Origin of the sequence: Coxiella endosymbiont of Ornithodoros amblus, assembly GCF_019425495.1 — a bacterium.
Taxonomy (GTDB): domain Bacteria; phylum Pseudomonadota; class Gammaproteobacteria; order Coxiellales; family Coxiellaceae; genus Coxiella.
The window spans coordinates 1-17,931 of sequence record NZ_VFIV01000024.1; the positions used below are offsets into that span (position 1 = coordinate 1).

The window sequence follows — 17,931 nt, forward strand, 5'->3', positions numbered from 1 at the left end:
AAGGTGTATAAAATTACTATTTATTAGCCGGTTTTCAAACTTGCTCACAGCAATTCAAACATAGTTGATCCATGGCTAAAAGGCTAAGAAAAGCACCATCGGTGTTTTTCTTAGCCCCTAGTCTTTTGGTGCCAACCATCCAATAATTACTAATAAAATGCCGCCTCCTAAAGCAGTCCACTCCCAAGGAGAGGCGGGCTTAGGGGCGATGAGAAAGCTGAGAATGGTGCTTATTAGAAAGGCAAAGCCGGCTCCCAAAATAAAACCGCGTTTTTGTTTTTGGCGAGGGGAGCGAGGTTCGTTTCGTTCTAAGTTTTGGCGGAAATGAATCTCATGTAAAACGTCATGGAATAAACGTGGCAATTTTAAAGTTGTCTCAACAGCCAGCGGAAATTCTTTAATAGCTGTATTGAGTAGATAGCGTGGTCCATGTTGTTTTCGCATCCAGTCTTCAATGAAAGGTTTGGCGGTTCGCCACAGATCTAAATTGGGATACAATTGGCGACCAAGGCCTTCTATATTAAGCAAGGTTTTTTGCAGCAGAAGCAATTGCGGTTGAATTTCCATATTAAATTTATCAGCTGTCTGAAATAAACGCAATAATAATTTCCCGAAGGAAATATCTTTTAACGGTCTTTCAAAGATAGGTTCGCAAACCGTGCGAATAGCCGCCTCAAATTGATCGATTCGGGAATCCGCTGAAATCCAACCGGATTCGACATGTAAAATAGCCACTTGTCGATAATCGCGCTTGAAAAACGCTAATAAATTTTCAGCAATGTAACGTTGATCTTGAGGGCTCAACCCTCCCATAATGCCGAAATCAACACCTAGGTATTTCGGATTTTCCGGATCACTCACATCCACGAATAAATTACCCGGATGCATATCCGCGTGAAAGAAACTATCGCGCAATACTTGTGTAAAGAATATTTCGACACCATATTCTGCTAACTTCTTAAGGTTGGTATTTACCGCTTTTAATTCTGCTATATTAGAAATACGAATGCCGTAGACTCGCTCCATGACCATCACTTCTCGGTGAACGTAGTCCCAATAAATTTTGGGCACATACATTTTTTCGGAGTTCGCGAAATTACGTCGTAATTGAGAGGCGTTGGCGGCTTCGCGCATTAAATCCAATTCGTGATAAATAGTGTGTTCAAACTCCGTAATGACTTCGACTGGTTTTAGTCGTTTGCCATATCGCCAAAATCGCCGGGCTAATTTTGCACCGAGATAGATTAGGCCAATATCTCGCTGGATTTTTTTAGCGATGTTCGGACGTAAAACTTTGACGATGACTTCGCTGCCATCGTGAAGCGTAGCTGCATGAACTTGAGCGATAGAAGCAGAAGCCAATGGTTTTTCATCAAAAGTGACAAAGCAGTTTTCAATGGTTTTTCCGCAGGATTTTTCGATCATGGCTTTGGCGATTTTGCCTGGGAATGGAGGAACTCGGTCTTGCAATTTCTCTAATTCTTCAGCAATATCATCCGGCAATAAATCGCGGCGGGTTGATAATAACTGACCAAATTTTACAAAAATAGGGCCCAATTCTTCAATCACGATGCGAAAAGATTCACCGCGAGATTTGTCTTTTTGAATAAAACTCCAAGGGTTTAAATAGCTTAAAAGCCGCAGCGAAGGCGATAGCTCGCCAATGAGGGGGCGATTAAAACCGTGCCGAAGCAGGATAAAATTAATTTGAATTAACCGGATTAATTGAAAAAGGCGTCTCATGCGGACGATTTCCTTTTGCTTAATAATCGTTGAATTCGTATTTCAGCGCATTCAACGGCGTGGTGTAAATGAGTGACAGACTTAATAAAGGAATTGACTTCATCCATTGTTGGTACCAATTCTGATTCCGCTTGTAAATAATCTTTTAAATTTTCACGAATCAATGTTGCAGCCGATTTACCAAAATTAATCGTGCGGCGTACGCCGGCACCAATTTGATGAGCAATAATATCGCCAGTCATTTTTGACAAGTGTTCCTCCCAGTCAATATACATATTCACCATTATGCTCCGTACTTTTTCGCCGACTTCCGTGTCACCACTAATTTCAATTGAGTTTTTGAATAAAGCAGAACTTTCGCCTTTAGCACAGCCCGCTTTACATAAACAGAATAAAGATCCGGAAATAATCGTATCGGCTTTGGTGTTGGTGCTAGTTGATAGCTGTACACCATTCTTATGAGGAATAATGAAAAATTCAATATTCCAATCGGAAATTTGGATTTTAATCCGTTTATTTTCAAGGTTATAAAGTTGCTGAACTGTATCCGGGTCTAATCGAATATAACCATTGAGCGCTTTTTCCAAGACAGATAGAGCTAACGTCATCATTAGAATTTATAACCTCGGTGAACGGCTACAATTCCGCCGCTTAAATTATGGTAATCGCAATCTTCAAAACCCGCATCGGTCATTTTACTCAATAGCGTTTCTTGATCGGAATGCATACGAATTGATTCGACTAAATATCGGTAACTCTCTTCATCCTTGGCTACGAGTTTTCCGAGTTTAGGAAGCAACTGAAAAGAATAGGCGTCGTAAACGGCTTTCAACGGGGTCAGGGTGGGTTTGGAAAACTCCAAAATAACGGCACCCCCCCCCGGTTTGATAACACGGCACATTGATTGCAATGCGGCCATCTGATCTGTGACATTACGCAGCCCAAAACCGATGACGATACGATCGAAAAAATTATTAGGAAACGGCAGTTTTTCAGCATCAGCTTGAATAAATTGAATATTTCGAAAGATGCCTTTGTTCAAAAGGCGACAACGCCCCACGTTCAACATAGCGGCGTTAATATCGGCAATCACAACCTCACCTTCATCACCCACTAACGGACTGATTCGTTTAGCAAGGTCGCCCGTGCCGCTAGCCAAATCCAAAATACGTTGACCGGTTCGCAAACGGCATTGAGTAATTGCAAAATCTTTCCACCACCGATGAATACCCAAGGACATGAGATCATTCATTAAATCATATTTCATCGCCACCGATTCGAAAACGCACTTTACTTTGTCAGTTTTTTGATCAGCAGGGACGATTTTGTAGCCAAAATGCGTTGATTTTTCTGTTTCATTCATGGGCTTATCATAGCCTGCTGAGAATGAGGGAACAACTGTCGATGATAAGAATCGCGCTACTTAGAACAGCCGATTTTTTTTAAGAGTCGAAGCCGGAGAATTGAGTTTCGTCTTCAAATTTCTGGCCACAATAAGATGGTTTTGCTCTTTCTCGAATTAATTGTTCTCTGTTACGGAGTTGCGTTTCATAAGCTTCATCAATTTGGACTTTGAATGAAGCAGCCTCTTCAAAAATGGTTCGCTTTGACCTAGTTTCAACGATGGAGGGAATACTTACAAATTCACACCAGCAAACGTCAGCACTCCTTTTAAGATCTTCTAACGCTCTCTAATCTTGGATAAACTCTCCAAGAAAGGCTTCTATTAATTCTAATTCGGCATGAAATTTTAAAAGCCTTTCAAGAACTCCCTCATCTTTCTCTTCATCAGGCATGCTTAACAATTCGGTGTGTAGCCTTTGCATTTTCTCCCGAAGAAAAAGAAAAGTTTCATAATTGTCATAATCGGAAAGCTCATGCAATAAACAATTTTGAATTTCTTCAATTTTTTGAATAGATAAAATTACTTCTTTTTTCGTCTTCTAGCATAATCAGCAGCTATCGACCTAACGTTATTCAACCTTTCAAATTGATTGTCACTCTTATTAATTGAAAGTTGATCCCTTTATTTAATTTAAATGCTTGTTACTAGTGATGAGAAAAGAAAATATTTTATAAAAAAGTTTTGCATTTAACGAAAAAAATCTTACAATTGTTCTTTGATTTATAAATCAGTATAAAATAGCGTAATGATGCACTCATCTGCAACTAAAGTTCGTTTTCTTAGCATGCCACAAGGCCTCGGCACTATTTATTTTACTTATTACTTATAAAGATAGTTTTTTAGCACCGTTAGCTTCGCAGTTATTTTTTCAGGCCTCGTACTTTAACTTTAGAATACGCAAGAATAAGTGCGTTTGAGCACCACGCAAGTAGATCTCATCACACCGGTTGCTTGGGTGGGCGGTTTTTGAGTTATCGTGCACTTGTTATTGTTGGCATTTTTCAGCCCATTGTTGTTTTTTCTCGCTCATGGCGCTCTAGCGAGTTTACTGGGGATTGGCTTGCATGTTAATTGGAACAGGGATGATGGTGATTTCCTCCAACATGTTATTGTCGCAATTGTTTCAAGCGGATGAAGTCGGTAAGCGTCAGAGCGAGTTTTTATGGAATTACAGCAGAATGAATGTTGCGTTCATATTTGGATTTACTCTCGTGGGATATTTTCAATTAAAACAAATTATACGATATTATTTCTTTCTTGTCACAGCGGTAAATAATGTTATTGCTATGGCTATTTTATTTTCGCAATGGAAACGTATATGAGATAAAGACATCTTCAGCCGGACAACGGCTAAAACGCGCCTTAAACGGATAGGAATAGGCGCACTAATTATTTTAGTACTAGTGCTTTTGCTGCAAGTATTACTTCATTATACTTAATTTAGCAATAATTTAGTGTTAAGTGCTGTTTTCAATGTTGGTTGTGTTTTTTCTTATTGCTTTTAAGCATTACAACGCTGCGCGTAAAAAGTTATTTGCTTTTATTATCTTAATTGTTAGTGTCCAATTTTTTTGGATTATTTATCAATTAGCGCCGATGGGCTTAACAGTATTTGTGAAGAACAGTGTTAATTTGCATCTATTTGGATTTCGCATTGTGCCCGGATGGATACAGAATGTTAACAGTGTCACGATTGTGATCGGTGGTCCTTTACTAGCTTTGTTTTTCACTTGGATACGTAGAAAAACGAAAACGACCGCTTTTCTGCCTTTACAGTACAGCATAGGTTTCTTTCTCAGTTCCCTGAGCTTACTTATTCTTTCCATCGGAATGGCGTTAGGAGATCCACAGGGATTCATGGTCTTTGGTTGGTTGTTTGTAACCTACATATTACAAGGAACGGCCGAGCTTTTAATTAGTCCTATTAGTTATTCGATGGTGGGAAAATTGATTCCGACTTGTTGGCAAGAATTGGGAATAGGAACGACGTTGTTAAACTTAGGTGCGGTTGCCATATTTGCGAGTTTTTTCAGTTTACGATATGGGGCGACGCGAAACGTTCGACCCCTTAATCACGAATCCTTTTTACAGGCATGCTTTCATGTAATTAGGTTTTCTAGCATTGGCGGTGGCGATTATTTTGATTATTGCAACGCCATTATTAAGTGATTAATTAGTGGTAATGAAACGCTATAAATGTCTCTATTGTTTTTAACAAAGCTGATTTTCCCTGATTGCTCCAAATAAGATTTTCTTACATCTTACAATTTATCATGATTTAATTTTTCCCGAATCATTTCGTTTAGCTTGCTTCTGCTACTTGATTTTTTGCAAAATTTTCCAATCTAATTTTCCATCTCTCATTATAATTTCTGGTTCGCCCTTTACTAATTTCCGAAAGTTGTAGAATGGTAAGTCTCTTCGCGAGTAACCAATGTAAGACTAAGCATAGCGCTTCTAACTATTGCTCGCAGTAAGGGTAGAAGGGCCGTTAACGGTGCGGCTTAACGCAGCGCCGATTATGATCGTTAAGATTAAGATCAAATGCAGTTGAGAAATTGAAGCGCTTATTGCCAAGTCGCAATAAAAAATCGCGTAAAAATAAATAATGACTGTTCTTATGAGGAGATAAACAATTTCTTTATCTGCATTAACTTTAATAGAGAAAATTTAACTGCATGCTTATGTCCTTATCCAGGATGATTAAATGAGAAAAACCTTTTTAAGAGAATAAAATACGAGTATTTCAACTTCCAATCGGTTACTGGCTACATTCCTCTTTCTCTTGTTGGGCTTCGGAAGCTCAGCCCGACCTGCGGCTCGGTGTGCGAAAGAGGGGCTTTCAAATTAATAATTTGTTAATATCAGTTTGATAATATTTCGGTAGAGAGGTAAATCATGCCATCGATAAATTTGACGACGCAGCAGCAACGAGCTTGGCAGGAATTGAGCGGTTAGAGGCAGATTACGGTTTGTGTCTTTAGCATTGCGTCACTTCGCCGCTAATACCGCTAATAATAGAGTAGAAGTTTAGGCTGAAAATTAGAATTGGTGGGAATTTATACCAACAATTTGATAGTGAAAGAGAAAAAGCGGCTTTTGTCAAAAAAACGCGCACTTCTGGAAAACGGGGTAATGATACAGTTTTAGCGTGTATTTTAGACAATTTTGGCTATCAGGAGGCTATTTTAAGGGACAGCCTCCTTATTTAACGCTTACTCACAACGAATCCACTCAGTTACGAATGGATATAGCTAAGACGCACTCGTTGATCAAAAAGCGCAGGAAGCAGGTAGAGCCATTGGTTGAATGTGAATGCCTCAAATCTGAGCTGCTCCTCGGTGGCGAATAAAAGCATCCCTGGGGATTGCCTTTAGAATGCGTTAGCGCTTCAGATTAGTTACGATTCTTAAACGGTTGGAAAGGAATACCCTAATACTGTCAGATGGAGTTTCAAATGAAGAAAAACCGCTTGAATCCGTTAATACGTCACCTGAAGCCTATTTAACCATTGAAAAAGCCGCTCAACTGTTTGAAGCGGAAATGAAAAAGGCCGATGCGTTTTATGCGAGGGCTCTTGAGATCTTACAGGCGGGGGGCAACGCCCTCTCAATTACGAGCGCTTTATGATCAAGCTAGAATAATTGTGGGAAAATACTGATTCTTACCTTAGATACAGCCCCATTCATGTAATGGCGCGCCCGATAAAGACACGCGTCAAAAATTTCAAAAGGGAGTAGAGGACGAGCAAATTCGTTGACTTCGTGAAGACTGTTTAAAAGCACTACCAAGAGAGCAGCTCTTGATATCTTAACCCGAGAAGTTTGACGTAATCCAGCGATTTTGCAGGCGCCTGAAATCAGGTCGTTTTATTCCAAAATAAACAAACAGAAAAACAACGTGCTTTAAGCAAAGTAAGGACTGTTTGCTGAGTGCACCACTTGCGGCAGAGGGGTCGCTAAAGAATATAACGACTTAAATCCTCATCCTCAGCTAGCTTTTTAAGCTGCTTGTTAACATAAGCAGCATCAATCGTAATAGATTCACCTTGCTTATCCGTAGCTTCGAACGAAACTTCTTCTAACAAACGTTCCATAATGGTATGCAAACGGCGTGCGCCGATGTTTTCGGAGTGCTCGTTAACTTGATAAGCAATTTCAGCGAGACGTTTGATACCGTCTTTGGTAAATGACAATCCAAAGTTCTCGGTTTTCAATAATTCGGTGTATTGTTCGGTCAGGGAGGCTTTGGGTTCTGTTAATATTCGAACAAAGTCATCCGCCGTAAGCGCTTTCAGTTCAACACGGATGGGGAAACGCCCTTGCAATTCAGGCACTAAGTCTGATGGTCTTGCGATATGGAAAGCGCCGGAGGCAATAAATAAAATATGATCGGTTTTAACTATCCCATATTTAGTAAATACAGTGCTGCCTTCAACGAGCGGCAATAAATCACGCTGTACCCCTTCGCGGGAAACATCGGCACCGACAGCGCCCTCGCGTTTAACGATTTTATCAATTTCGTCAATGAATACGATCCCATTTTGCTCAACGCTGGTCAGAGCCGCGGATTTAATTTGATCTTCGTCGACTAATTTCGCTGCCTCTTCTTCTCCCAATATGCGCAAGGCATCCTTAACTTTTAAGCGGCGAGATTTGCTGTGACGGCTCGACATACTGGACATAATACCTTGCAATTGACTCACCATCTCTTCCATGCCCGGAGGACCCATAATTTCAAACGATGGGTGCGCGCTAACTTCGACTTCGATTTCTTTATCGTCCAGCTCACCATTGCGAAGTTTTTTACGAAAGAGTTGTCGAGTGGCTGATTCTTTTTTCTCAGTGGGCTTTTCCTCGGCTGTCGGTTCGCCTTGGAAGCCTCCACGGGCCGGTGGGATGAGAGCGTCGAGAACGCGCTCTTCAGCGGCTTCTTCCGCCAAAGTTTTCACCTGACGGGTAGCCTTTTCACGGGTCATCTTGACGGCGACATCTACAAGATCGCGAATGATAGATTCTACGTCGCGCCCGACATAGCCCACTTCCGTAAATTTGGTTGCTTCAATTTTAAGGAAGGGGGCCCCCGCGAGATCAGATAAACGTCGGGCGATCTCGCTTTTGCCGACGCCGGTTTGGCCGATCATTAAAATATTTTTTGGAAAAATTTCGCGCCGTAATTCTTCTCCCAGTTGCATACGCCGCCAGCGATTACGAAGAGCGATGGCCACCGCGCGTTTGGCATCATTTTGACCAATGATGAATTTATCAAGTTCTGCGACAATTTCTCGTGGAGTCATTGTCATTTGAACTGCTAGAGAGACGTTTTCTGTGAAACAAGAATGATTAATGAGGTCTGCCATAGTTTTACCCGCTGTTAATTAGTAGTTAACTTTCGCTATCCAGTTCTTCGATCGTAAAATTTAGATTTGTATAAATACAAATGTCAGCGGCAATAGTTAAGGCTTTTTCGACAATTTTGCGTGCGCCAAGCTTTGTATTTTCTAATAAGGCTTTCGCCGCGGCTTGGGCGAAGGAGCCGCCTGAGCCGATAGCCATTAGGCTCTGTTCCGGTCCAATAACGTCGCCAAGGCCAGTAATGATAAGGGATGCCTTGGAATCCGCCACCGCGAGTAACGCTTCAAGGCGTCGAAGGATTCGATCCATGCGCCAGTCTTTAGCAAGTTCAACGGCAGCACGAGTCAAATTGCCAGAATGTTTTTCGAGCTTGCTCTCAAAGCGCTCGAACAGCGTGAATGCGTCTGCCGTCCCGCCAGCAAAGCCAGCAATGACCTTGTCGTTGTAGAGTCGGCGTACCTTTCGAGCATTGGCTTTCATGATGGTGCTGCCCATCGAAACTTGCCCATCACCGCCAATGACAACTTTGCCATTTCGTCTTACGGAAAGAATCGTTGTACCTCGAAATTGTTCCACACCATCTCTCCAACGCTTTTACAGTTACAATGTAGATTGGGTTAAGAAAAGCAATTTTCAACCCTTCCAAATATTTTGTGTATCGCAAAGACTTTAGCGAGCAGATTTTTCTTTGCTAATTCCTTGCTTTTGCGGGAAGTGTGAATTTTGAGGCCTAGAGTCAGAATCGTCCGTTTTTAAGGAAGTGACTTTCATTTTAGGTAAAAGCATATAAAAGTCGAATTGAGGTTGCGTTGTGTTAGAGACGACAGCGGGATAGGGGAGAAGGAGGAAGGGAGGGCATTACTTTGTGATTGGCGTGGAGAAGGTAGGTTTTTAAATAAAGTATTAACGAGAAAAATAAAGCTAAACTTCCACTAACGACTATGAAAGTTAACCATCGAGGTCGCGATTGTTTTGCGTAATTCCTCGTCATTGTTGAGGAGCGGGGGACGGTAAATTATTAAATAATAATTTACCCTTATAGTAGTCTATCGTTAGTTCGACATTTTGATTCTGCGGGATAAGTTTTTTGTTATTTATCCAATATTGAATTTGCTGATCTGCTATTTGCTCTGGCGTTAACGCTTGATCGTCGAGTGCTACTTTTTTGTCTTCATAAATACGGCTCAATTCTTTTTTTAACCAAGCCATTGGCATTTTGGCTTGTAGTTTACCCTTTGAATTTATCATAATCTGTGATAAATAGGGCGATTGATTTTGAGCAAGTAAATAAAGCCGTCCTTGCACACTTACTTTCCCCTCTTCTGTTCCGAAGATTAAATGAGCTAATGAAACTTCCAGACCCTGAGCTAATAAATTAATGATTGGCGTGTGAAATTGACGGAATTGCTGAGGATTCAACTTCAGGTGATTTTGATTTAAAGCAGTATTTATCAGATTAACCAGCGCGGCGGTGTTCATTTGAGTGAGCGAAAATTTTATGTCAAGCGGTGCTAAATTAAGGTAGGCGTCTTTAATACTGTCAGCGTGGCTGTAAAAAGTAAGTGTCGTCGTATCATTCGTTAGGTTCTGTTGATTTTCCAAAATAAAATTTTTTACTTCGATGGGTTGTTCCGGCGTAAGATAATAAGTGAATTTATTTAAAGATAGAGAACGTTTCCCTTCCCACAAAGGCGTTGTATGATGTAAATCATTATGCCAGATAATATTATCCATAATTAAAAAAAAATTTTTTTGTTGTTCCGAAATGAGCGCTGATTTAATCACCGCATCCGAAACTAGTCGCTGATTTAATGGATTATAGAGAATTTCCAAATTTGTATCTTTTAGAACAATTTGTTCTTGTCCGTTAGTAACGTTGACGTTGCTAGCATAGATCGAGTTTTTGCTAGAATTGTTGAAACGCAAAAGTGTGGAGGAGTGAAAAGTGAAATTAGGGTCGTTGCTTGTGCTATACACCAACGCTTTTGCGCAATGCAATTTTACTTTGTGATTATTTTTGCTAAAAATAAAAGGGCCATTGAAAATGTGTTGATTAATGGTAAATTTAATCGGCTGAGTTGTTTTATCTTCAGAATTTTGAATAATTACTTGTATAACGGCTTTTGAAGTAAACCAAGCACGATCAAAATTGATGAGTTTTAAACTCACGTTATGGGCTTGTGAGAAACGAGTAAGGATAGAAGAGTAATTGTTTTTGAGCCAAAAACTCATGCCAAGTGGTAAAGCAAGAAGAACAATGACAACAACAAGTGCCACACCAATAATACTATTGATTAATTTACGCATTTTCCCACTCCTAATCACATTTCTTCTGGGGCAGATACACCGAGTAGCGTTAAGCCATTGTGGATAATTTGCTGCACAGCGCTAATTAAGTTTAATCGCGCATTACGGAGCTTGTCATCTTCAATTAAAAAACGTTCTGCATTGTAATACGTATGGAATTGATTGGCGAGTGATTGTAGGTAACGCGCCAGCAGGTGTGGTGCGTAATGCGTGGCGGCCCTTTTGATTACCTCAGGGTAGCGGGCTAACGTAGCTAAGAGCTCTTTTTCATAAGTTTTTGATAAAAAATATAAATTTTCAATTCCCTGCGATCGATCCCAATTTTTTTGGATCGTTTTTAGTTGACGAAAGACACTGCAAATGCGGGCATGCGCGTACTGGATATAATAGACCGGGTTTTCATTCGATTGCGATTTCGCCAATTCAAGGTCAAAGTTCAGGTGCTGATCCGATTTTCGCATTATATAAAAAAAACGCGCGGCATCACTCCCCACTTCATGGCGCAACTCTCGCAGGGTGACAAAAGTACCACCACGGGTAGACATAGAGACTTTTTTGTTTCCTTGAGAAAGGATAGCAAATTGCACTAGCAAGATATGTAATTTTTCTGGCGCTTTCCCCAACCCTTTTAAAAAACCACGAATACGGGGAATATAACCATGATGGTCAGCACCGAATATGTCGATGATTTGGTCATAACCTTGGTTGAATTTGTGAAGGTGATATGCCACATCCGAAGCAAAATAGGTAGGCAAGCCGTTTTTACGAATTAATACGCGATCTTTTTCATCTCCAAGTGCGGTGGCGCGGAACCATTGGGCCCCATTTTTTTCATAAACGTAGCCGTGTTTAGCTAAAAGGTTGAGCCCTTCCTGAATTAAACCTTCACGAACTAAGCGGCTTTCTGGAAACCAGTCATCGTAGGTGACACCAAATTCTTCAAGATCGTTTTTGATATTGTTCAGAACACTATCGAGCGCTGCCTGAAAAACGCAGTCAAAGTCCTTAGGCCCCAATAAGTCTTTTTGGGCAGTTACCCACGCGTCGAGGTAAGCTTCCGGGTCGGCATTTGAATCGATTTCTTCCGGTATTTTTGCCTGAATGGATTCGACGGAATGGTAGAATTGCTTACTATACTTGGCCTTTAGCGATTCGGCAATGTCAATAATGTACTCCCCTTGATAAGCGTTTTTAGGAAGTTCAATCGACGCCTCATAACCTTGTAAATACCGAACCCAAACGCTTAAGGCGAGAATGCCCATTTGCCGTCCCACGTCATTGACGTAGTATTCCTGATGGACCTCAAAACCCGCGGCTTTCAATAGATTGGCCACACAAGCGCCGTAAGCTGCCCCACGGCCATGCCCTACATGCAGTGGACCGGTAGGATTGGCGGAAACGTATTCTATATACACGCGTTGACCTTTACCCAATTCGCTTCGACCATAGTCTTTTCCTGCTTTGAAAATCGAAGAAACTACAGTTTGATAACTTTCTTCGGTCACGAAGAAATTGATAAACCCCGGTCCAGCGATTTCCACCTTGGTGATTTGAGCTGAAGGAGGTAATGCTTCCACTATTTTTTTCGCCAATGGGTGTGGACTCATGCCAGCGGCTTTGGACAGTGTGAGCGCCAAATTTGTCGCAAAATCGCCGTGTTTTGGGTCGTTGGTGTGGGTAATTTTAATCACTGGCGTTACTTCAGGCTCTAATACGTCCTTCGTTTTCAGTTTTTCAATCGCCTGATTTAATAATGTTTCAATCTGCTGCTTCATGGTTTATTAAGTCTATCATGTTAGGGAGGGAATGAGATCACGGTAACGTAATAAGTCATTTGAAGTTACCTTAAGCTTAATGCTTTGGATCGTTACAAAATGTTACATAATTTTAATGCGTTGAAATAGAAGGGATACCTCAAGGAGTTAAGGTTTAAATATGACAGTTTATTATCGATATGAATTTCACTACGATCGGAAGGGGCAAAAAATCGCTGTCAACCCACCCTTGGATGAGTATAAAAGGCCGATCCGCAATCCCGCTGAAAGAAGTATGTTGGCGCTTTCCTCATCCACTGTATGACGCTAATTGATATGAATGCAGATGGGATAAATATTGTACTGAACACAGTGAAGAAAAGCCTAAATATTTCCAGAATTCGGAGTTTAATGAATTTTTACAAAGCAGTCGACTAAGGTTGGAAATAGAGGAGAGGATAAAAATAAGTCAAGGTACAGAACAAGAAAAAACAACTAGAATAATTACAAAGTTCAAGATTGGTCAGTTGACATTAGTTGATGATCCTCTAAAGCCGCTCCAGGTTATCAATCGAAAATATCAAAGAAGAGAAAGATACAACTACGGCACTGGAGTAAGTGCTTTATATTTGAATATCTTGGAAAGAGGTTACTATATATGCGTTGGAAACATTAGCTAGTATTCCAGATCTTGATGGCAAAGTTGAGAAAGGTTTTTTCTCAGTGTAAGATTCCGCTTGAAAAATTTTATCAAGGAGATCATTCCTTACTATTACCAAGATCACACTTATTTTGTTCCCGAAAAAACTAAAGTTCAGAATTATGTTCGCTCTCTCCAGCCCGAGCAAGGTGTTATTGATTCCCTAGCGGCAACCGTAGTTTATAATGCTTATGGAAAAGAAAAAGAAGAATATTCCCAATTAATCGAGAAAGAGGTCGAATGTAAAAAGGTTCTGTGCTCGCATCGATGGCATGATTTCTGCCTATGTAAAGATAAATTGTCGAAAGAGATTAATAAACAAGAAATTCTTAAAACCAAGCTTTTTTGCCGAAATTTTTGCTAACTTTTGGGTAAATAAAGAAACTGAATTAAAAGTACAAAACAACAAGGTATAGAAAAACTTTATCGAGAGATATGTCAAAATAATTATGATGAAGAATTTATACGATCTGAACAAGCCGTGGACCCGTTATTCTTGACATTATGATGCCAGGAGAGGATGGTTTAACGTTGTGTCGTCAAATCCGCGCTAATTCGACTATTCTTATGCTCATGGCCATTAGTGAAGAAGTAGATCGTATTTTAGGTTTGGAGATGGGAGCGGAGATTATTTAAGAAGCCTTTTAATCCGCGGGCATTACTGGCGCGGATTAGGGTGATTTTGCGGCGTAGCCAAGGGGGCTCCGAATGTGTGGCGGAGGGAAATGAGCGGGTCATTTATGAGTTTGCGGGATGGTCGTTAGATCCTGCTGAGTGCCGGTTGAAGTCTCCCGACAGCTTAGAAATTACTTTGAGTAGTGGGTGGTTTGACTTATTACACGCGCTGGTGCAACGCTCACAACAAGTGTTAAGCCGGGATAAATTATTGGATTTAACTAAACATCGCGAAGCAGGGCCGTTTGACCGCAGCATAGATATTCAAGTTAGCCGGTTGCAGCACAAGTTGGAACAAGATCCCAAAAACTCCCAAATCATCAAAATCATCTGCGGCGGTGGCTATGTGTTAGCTTCGGAAGTCGTTCGAAAACAAAGACTATGATGATGGGCATTGTCGATAAATCTGCGTGCTATGTCAGTGGGAGTAGCGCTTTTGCCATTTTATGCGTTATTATTTTTGCACACCTTATCACCATGACGTTTTATATTAATATAGCATATAGCCGTCATGCGCGACGCGATGATTCAAAAAATTATTAACGTGATTTTAGAAGCGCGCCGGTCGAAGAACGCGCGAAAGCAATTGCAGCGATGAATGAGCCAAATATTAAAGCGTCTATCTCAAGCAAACCCCAATTTTCTCTGCAATTTCAAGATATTTCCTTTTGGCGAATCAATGGGGCGTTGCGGAAGTAACTGGGTGCATTTGACGTTTCAATTCTATTAACCAAAGATCAATGGTTGAATATCAATTCCACTTTATACACTCATTTTTTTTTAAGACAGTTAATGTTATTTGTATTCGAAATCATCGCTTTTAGTTTTATTTTAATTTTAACCTGGTCTATTAATCGCTTTACTCGTCCGATTGAAAATTTTCGGCGCGCGGCCGAGCGATTAAGGATGAATTTAAATACCCAACCTGTGCCAATTGACGGTCCGTCGGTGGCGCAAGAATCCTCAAGGGCAATGAATTGGATGCAGCAGCGGATTCAAGATTTAATTCATAATCGCACGCAAATGATAGCGGCGATTTCGCATGATTTGCGACGCCCATCACCCGGATGAAATTACATGCCCAATTTCTCGATGATTCCACGACACGCAATGCGTTGGTAAAAGATTTAGATGAAGATGATTTTGCTGATGATGCTAAAGTCAACCTTGATTTAGTCTCTCTCGTTTGTTCATTGGTTGAATCCATACAGGACATGGGATACAACATTCAATTCCAGGACCATTCCCAGCGTATTTTAAGATATTGGGCCGAGCCAGTGCATTAAACGAGCGTTTACTAATTTATTAAATAATGCTATTCGTTATGCGAAGAATGTCGAGGTTCGTATTCAGTGGCGGCAGAATCGAGTGAAAGTTCTGATTGAAGACGATGGTTCGGGAATTGCTGAAAAGGAATTAGAACAGGTGTTTGAATCCTTTTATCGCGGTGAACATTCCTGCTCGCGAGACACTGGAGAGGGGTTGGGTTAGGTTTGGCAGTTACGCAGGATATTATTTCTGATCACAATGGAAAAGTAATTTTAACGGATCGACCCAACGGTGGTTTGTGCGTGACGGTGGAATTACTTTCAGAGGTTTATTTAGAGTTATTCTGTTATGAGTAATGGTATTCGTTCTATTGGAATTTTAAGGTTGGGCGCTCTCGGCGATATTTGTCTTACCGTTCCATTGTTGCGTCTGTTACAAAAACATTTACCTCAGACTGAAATTTATTGGATTATTAGCCGCTCTCTTTATCCACTGGTTGAAGGCCTATCAAACGTTAATTTTATTGTTATTGATAAGCCAAAAACTATTGTTGATTATTGGCGTTGTTATCTTCAATTCAAATCTTATTATTTTGACGTGTTGCTCGTTCCGCAAGCGACTTTGCGTTCTAATATTCTCTGTGTATTGACCCGAGCGAAAGTTAAGTATGGCTATGGAAAATTACACAGCCGCGATTTGCAACGTTGGTTTGTTAATAAAACAGTAACCGCTAAGCCTGAGCATTTAGTTGAATGTTTTTTGCGATTTGCAGAGCCTTTTGGAGTTTTTGATAAAGAAATTGATTGGCGGCTGCCGGTAGAGGAAAGTGATCGAGAATGGGCGAAGTCCCAATTGGCGCCATTTCCAGGAAAATGGCTCGCGATTTGTCCTAGTGCTAGTAAAGTGGAACGTAATTGGTTGAGTGAACGTTATGCCGCAGTGGTGAATCAATTAAACAAACGGTGGGATTTTAATGTGGTATTAATAGGGGGAACAAGTTCGTTAGAGAAAAAAATGGCTCAAGAAATCAGCGATCAGCTGGACGCGCCTAGCCTTAATTTAGTGGGAAAAAATTCGTTGAAACGGTTGGCTGCCTTATTGGACGAAGTAGATGTTTTATTGTCTCCAGATACAGGGCCTTTACACATCGCTCAGGCAATGGGGACGCCGGTGGTTGGTTTATATGCAGTAGCCCCGCCAGAAAAAACGGGTCCTTATTTTTCTCAACGATGGGTCGTTAATAAATACCCTCTTGCGGTAAGAACAATTCTAAAAAAAGATCCAGCGAAGGTGTCATGGCACCAGCGGGTGCATTCGTCTAACGCGATGAAATTAATTGAAGTAAGCGAAGTGGTTAATAAGTTAAACAAATTGTTTTCTGAATTATTTTCTAAGTGTGCTTGAGTTTCTGCTGGCGTTTTTTATTTAATTAGTCTAGTCGACCAAGAGCGAAGAGGCTTAATCTTTAGAACATGCCGTCAAACCCATCCGTGAGAGCTTGGAAGCCGTCATCCAGGCGGCTTATAGTCTACAAAAGACCAAAACCTTTTTGCTTGCCATGCTTTTAGAAAAGTTGATTCAATGAATATTGAGGTTTTATTGATGACGTTCAACAATGAATTTTTTATTAAGAAGTGATCGATGGGTTTTAAACCATTTTGATCTTTGTATAAATAATGATAATTTATTAAATATAATGACGCTTTGTATTCTGGAGAGGGGTAGTTTACTTTGTCGAGAAATAATTTACTGTTTGGGTTGTTAATAACCTTCAAAAGGACTATGGTGGTAAACCACTTTTATTCGATTGGTGTTTATAGGCTCTAAATCTGCAATAATCTTCCCTCTATTTTCAATAAGGATTCTTCCAAAGCGTGGTTGACGTTGGACACGGTGGGCTTTTTTCTGTAATCCCAAAGTTTGTCGCAAAGCAAATTTGCATAAATAAGGGTGTAATTCGTTTATGGTTAGACTAGCAGAAATTATTTCCTCAGGTAATTGGCTGTGCCATTGTCGTTTGACTGTTTTTGAATATGTGCACTGAAATGGACCTCATTGATTCGGTCAAGAATGATTTTGTTGTATATCATGTAGAGCGGTCGGTTTTTGTCGTCGAAAATTTTATTTAACATTTTGCGTGAGCTGCCAGAAAAAATGTAAGTGACATGTTTGAAATGTTGCGCGACGGATCGGGATCGGATGGCGGCTTGAATTTTGTTGGTTTCATCTACTTTTAAGGCATCTTGAAATTCATCAAAAAATAAAATCATTCGTTTTTGTGCTTTTTAGAAAATTTTTCTAGCCATTCGAGAAGATCTGCAAGCTGATTAATGGGACTCGATAAAGATTTTCTAAGCTCTGCACGAATATTGATGTATCCTGATTTCACTCCTATCGAGACGGATTTAAGACATTGACCAATCACTTTTATTGTTTTTTCGTAAAAAGTTGTTACCTTTTTAATGAGTGTAGAGATCCATCTAGCAACTTTGTGACAAATATCTTCTCTGTAAACGACAGAAAATAAGTGAACCCGTGTGAATAAGCATTTTTTTAAAGTTAGCGAGTGAGTAACCAGGCTGTTTTTCCATATCGTCTCCTTACTATCGAGCCGTTCCTATCCAACAGCAAGAATAATGACTAGGCGTTTTACAAACTGACACACTATTATGCTGAAATCAATTATATTTACAACATTAAGGATACGATTATGTATAGATTTTC

11 protein-coding genes and 6 pseudogenes are annotated in these 17,931 nt (G+C 40.3%); 7 read left to right on the plus strand and 10 right to left on the minus strand.

Annotated elements, in window-relative coordinates; translation table 11 throughout:
* Nucleotides 1-117 precede the first annotated feature (117 nt).
* From ubiB to FIV31_RS04400, 4 genes and pseudogenes are all read right to left on the minus strand, one after another.
* Nucleotides 118-1,743, minus strand: coding sequence for a ubiquinone biosynthesis regulatory protein kinase UbiB (gene ubiB / locus FIV31_RS04385; protein WP_280123949.1), 1,626 nt, complete (start codon nucleotides 1,741-1,743; stop codon nucleotides 118-120).
* Nucleotides 1,740-2,354, minus strand: a complete 615-nt coding sequence (locus FIV31_RS04390) for a ubiquinone biosynthesis accessory factor UbiJ (RefSeq protein WP_280123950.1) — start codon at nucleotides 2,352-2,354, stop codon at nucleotides 1,740-1,742. Before FIV31_RS04390 ends, ubiB begins: the two co-directional genes overlap by 4 nt.
* Complete coding sequence (gene ubiE / locus FIV31_RS04395) at nucleotides 2,354-3,106, minus strand: bifunctional demethylmenaquinone methyltransferase/2-methoxy-6-polyprenyl-1,4-benzoquinol methylase UbiE (protein ID WP_280123951.1); 753 nt, start codon at nucleotides 3,104-3,106, stop codon at nucleotides 2,354-2,356. Before ubiE ends, FIV31_RS04390 begins: the two co-directional genes overlap by 1 nt.
* A 79-nt stretch (nucleotides 3,107-3,185) precedes the next feature.
* A pseudogene (locus FIV31_RS04400) lies at nucleotides 3,186-3,702 on the minus strand (CBU_2016 family Dot/Icm T4SS effector).
* Between the two features lie 510 nt (nucleotides 3,703-4,212).
* Between FIV31_RS04400 and FIV31_RS04405 the strand changes: the two are divergent.
* From FIV31_RS04405 to FIV31_RS04415, 3 genes and pseudogenes are all read left to right on the plus strand, one after another.
* A complete protein-coding gene (locus FIV31_RS04405) occupies nucleotides 4,213-4,470 on the plus strand; it encodes a hypothetical protein (RefSeq protein ID WP_280123952.1) in 258 nt (85 codons plus the stop codon).
* Nucleotides 4,471-4,621: 151 nt separating this feature from the next.
* Nucleotides 4,622-5,317 carry a POT-type proton-dependent oligopeptide transporter gene (locus tag FIV31_RS04410; protein ID WP_280123953.1) on the plus strand — a complete coding sequence of 232 codons (696 nt, stop codon included), beginning with the start codon at nucleotides 4,622-4,624 and terminating at the stop codon, nucleotides 5,315-5,317.
* Nucleotides 5,318-6,046: 729 nt separating this feature from the next.
* A pseudogene (locus tag FIV31_RS04415) lies at nucleotides 6,047-7,153 on the plus strand (CBU_2013 family Dot/Icm T4SS effector).
* On the opposite strand, the gene hslU reads toward FIV31_RS04415, so the two are convergent.
* The 5 genes and pseudogenes from hslU to argS form a co-directional block, all read right to left on the minus strand.
* Nucleotides 7,107-8,450 (minus strand): ATP-dependent protease ATPase subunit HslU, encoded by a 1,344-nt coding sequence (hslU, locus tag FIV31_RS04420; RefSeq protein ID WP_280123959.1) that lies wholly within the window; start codon nucleotides 8,448-8,450, stop codon nucleotides 7,107-7,109. The pseudogene FIV31_RS04415 and the gene hslU sit on opposite strands and share 47 nt — an antisense overlap.
* 82 nt (nucleotides 8,451-8,532) lie before the next feature.
* Complete coding sequence (gene hslV, locus FIV31_RS04425) at nucleotides 8,533-9,078, minus strand: ATP-dependent protease subunit HslV (RefSeq protein ID WP_280123954.1); 546 nt, start codon at nucleotides 9,076-9,078, stop codon at nucleotides 8,533-8,535.
* Nucleotides 9,079-9,171: 93 nt separating this feature from the next.
* A pseudogene (locus FIV31_RS04430) lies at nucleotides 9,172-9,493 on the minus strand (hypothetical protein).
* Complete coding sequence (locus FIV31_RS04435) at nucleotides 9,490-10,827, minus strand: DUF945 family protein (protein WP_280123955.1); 1,338 nt, start codon at nucleotides 10,825-10,827, stop codon at nucleotides 9,490-9,492. The pseudogene FIV31_RS04430 and the gene FIV31_RS04435 overlap by 4 nt, the downstream one beginning before the upstream one ends.
* Nucleotides 10,824-12,584 (minus strand): arginine--tRNA ligase, encoded by a 1,761-nt coding sequence (argS, locus tag FIV31_RS04440; RefSeq protein ID WP_280123956.1) that lies wholly within the window; start codon nucleotides 12,582-12,584, stop codon nucleotides 10,824-10,826. Before argS ends, FIV31_RS04435 begins: the two co-directional genes overlap by 4 nt.
* A 160-nt stretch (nucleotides 12,585-12,744) precedes the next feature.
* On the opposite strand from argS, the pseudogene FIV31_RS04445 reads away from it, so the two are divergent.
* The 4 genes and pseudogenes from FIV31_RS04445 to FIV31_RS04460 form a co-directional block, all read left to right on the plus strand.
* A pseudogene (locus FIV31_RS04445) lies at nucleotides 12,745-13,738 on the plus strand (CBU_2007 family Dot/Icm T4SS effector); the annotation flags it as partial.
* Between the two features lie 14 nt (nucleotides 13,739-13,752).
* A pseudogene (locus FIV31_RS04450) lies at nucleotides 13,753-14,323 on the plus strand (winged helix-turn-helix domain-containing protein); the annotation flags it as partial.
* A pseudogene (locus tag FIV31_RS04455) lies at nucleotides 14,320-15,563 on the plus strand (HAMP domain-containing sensor histidine kinase). The pseudogenes FIV31_RS04450 and FIV31_RS04455, both read left to right, overlap by 4 nt.
* Nucleotides 15,556-16,611, plus strand: a complete 1,056-nt coding sequence (locus FIV31_RS04460; protein WP_280123957.1) for a glycosyltransferase family 9 protein — start codon at nucleotides 15,556-15,558, stop codon at nucleotides 16,609-16,611. The pseudogene FIV31_RS04455 and the gene FIV31_RS04460 overlap by 8 nt, the downstream one beginning before the upstream one ends.
* A gap of 578 nt (nucleotides 16,612-17,189) precedes the next feature.
* Here the strand turns inward: FIV31_RS04460 and FIV31_RS04465 are convergent.
* A complete protein-coding gene (locus FIV31_RS04465) occupies nucleotides 17,190-17,477 on the minus strand; it encodes an ATP-binding protein (RefSeq protein WP_280123958.1) in 288 nt (95 codons plus the stop codon).
* Between the last annotated feature and the right edge of the window lie 454 nt (nucleotides 17,478-17,931).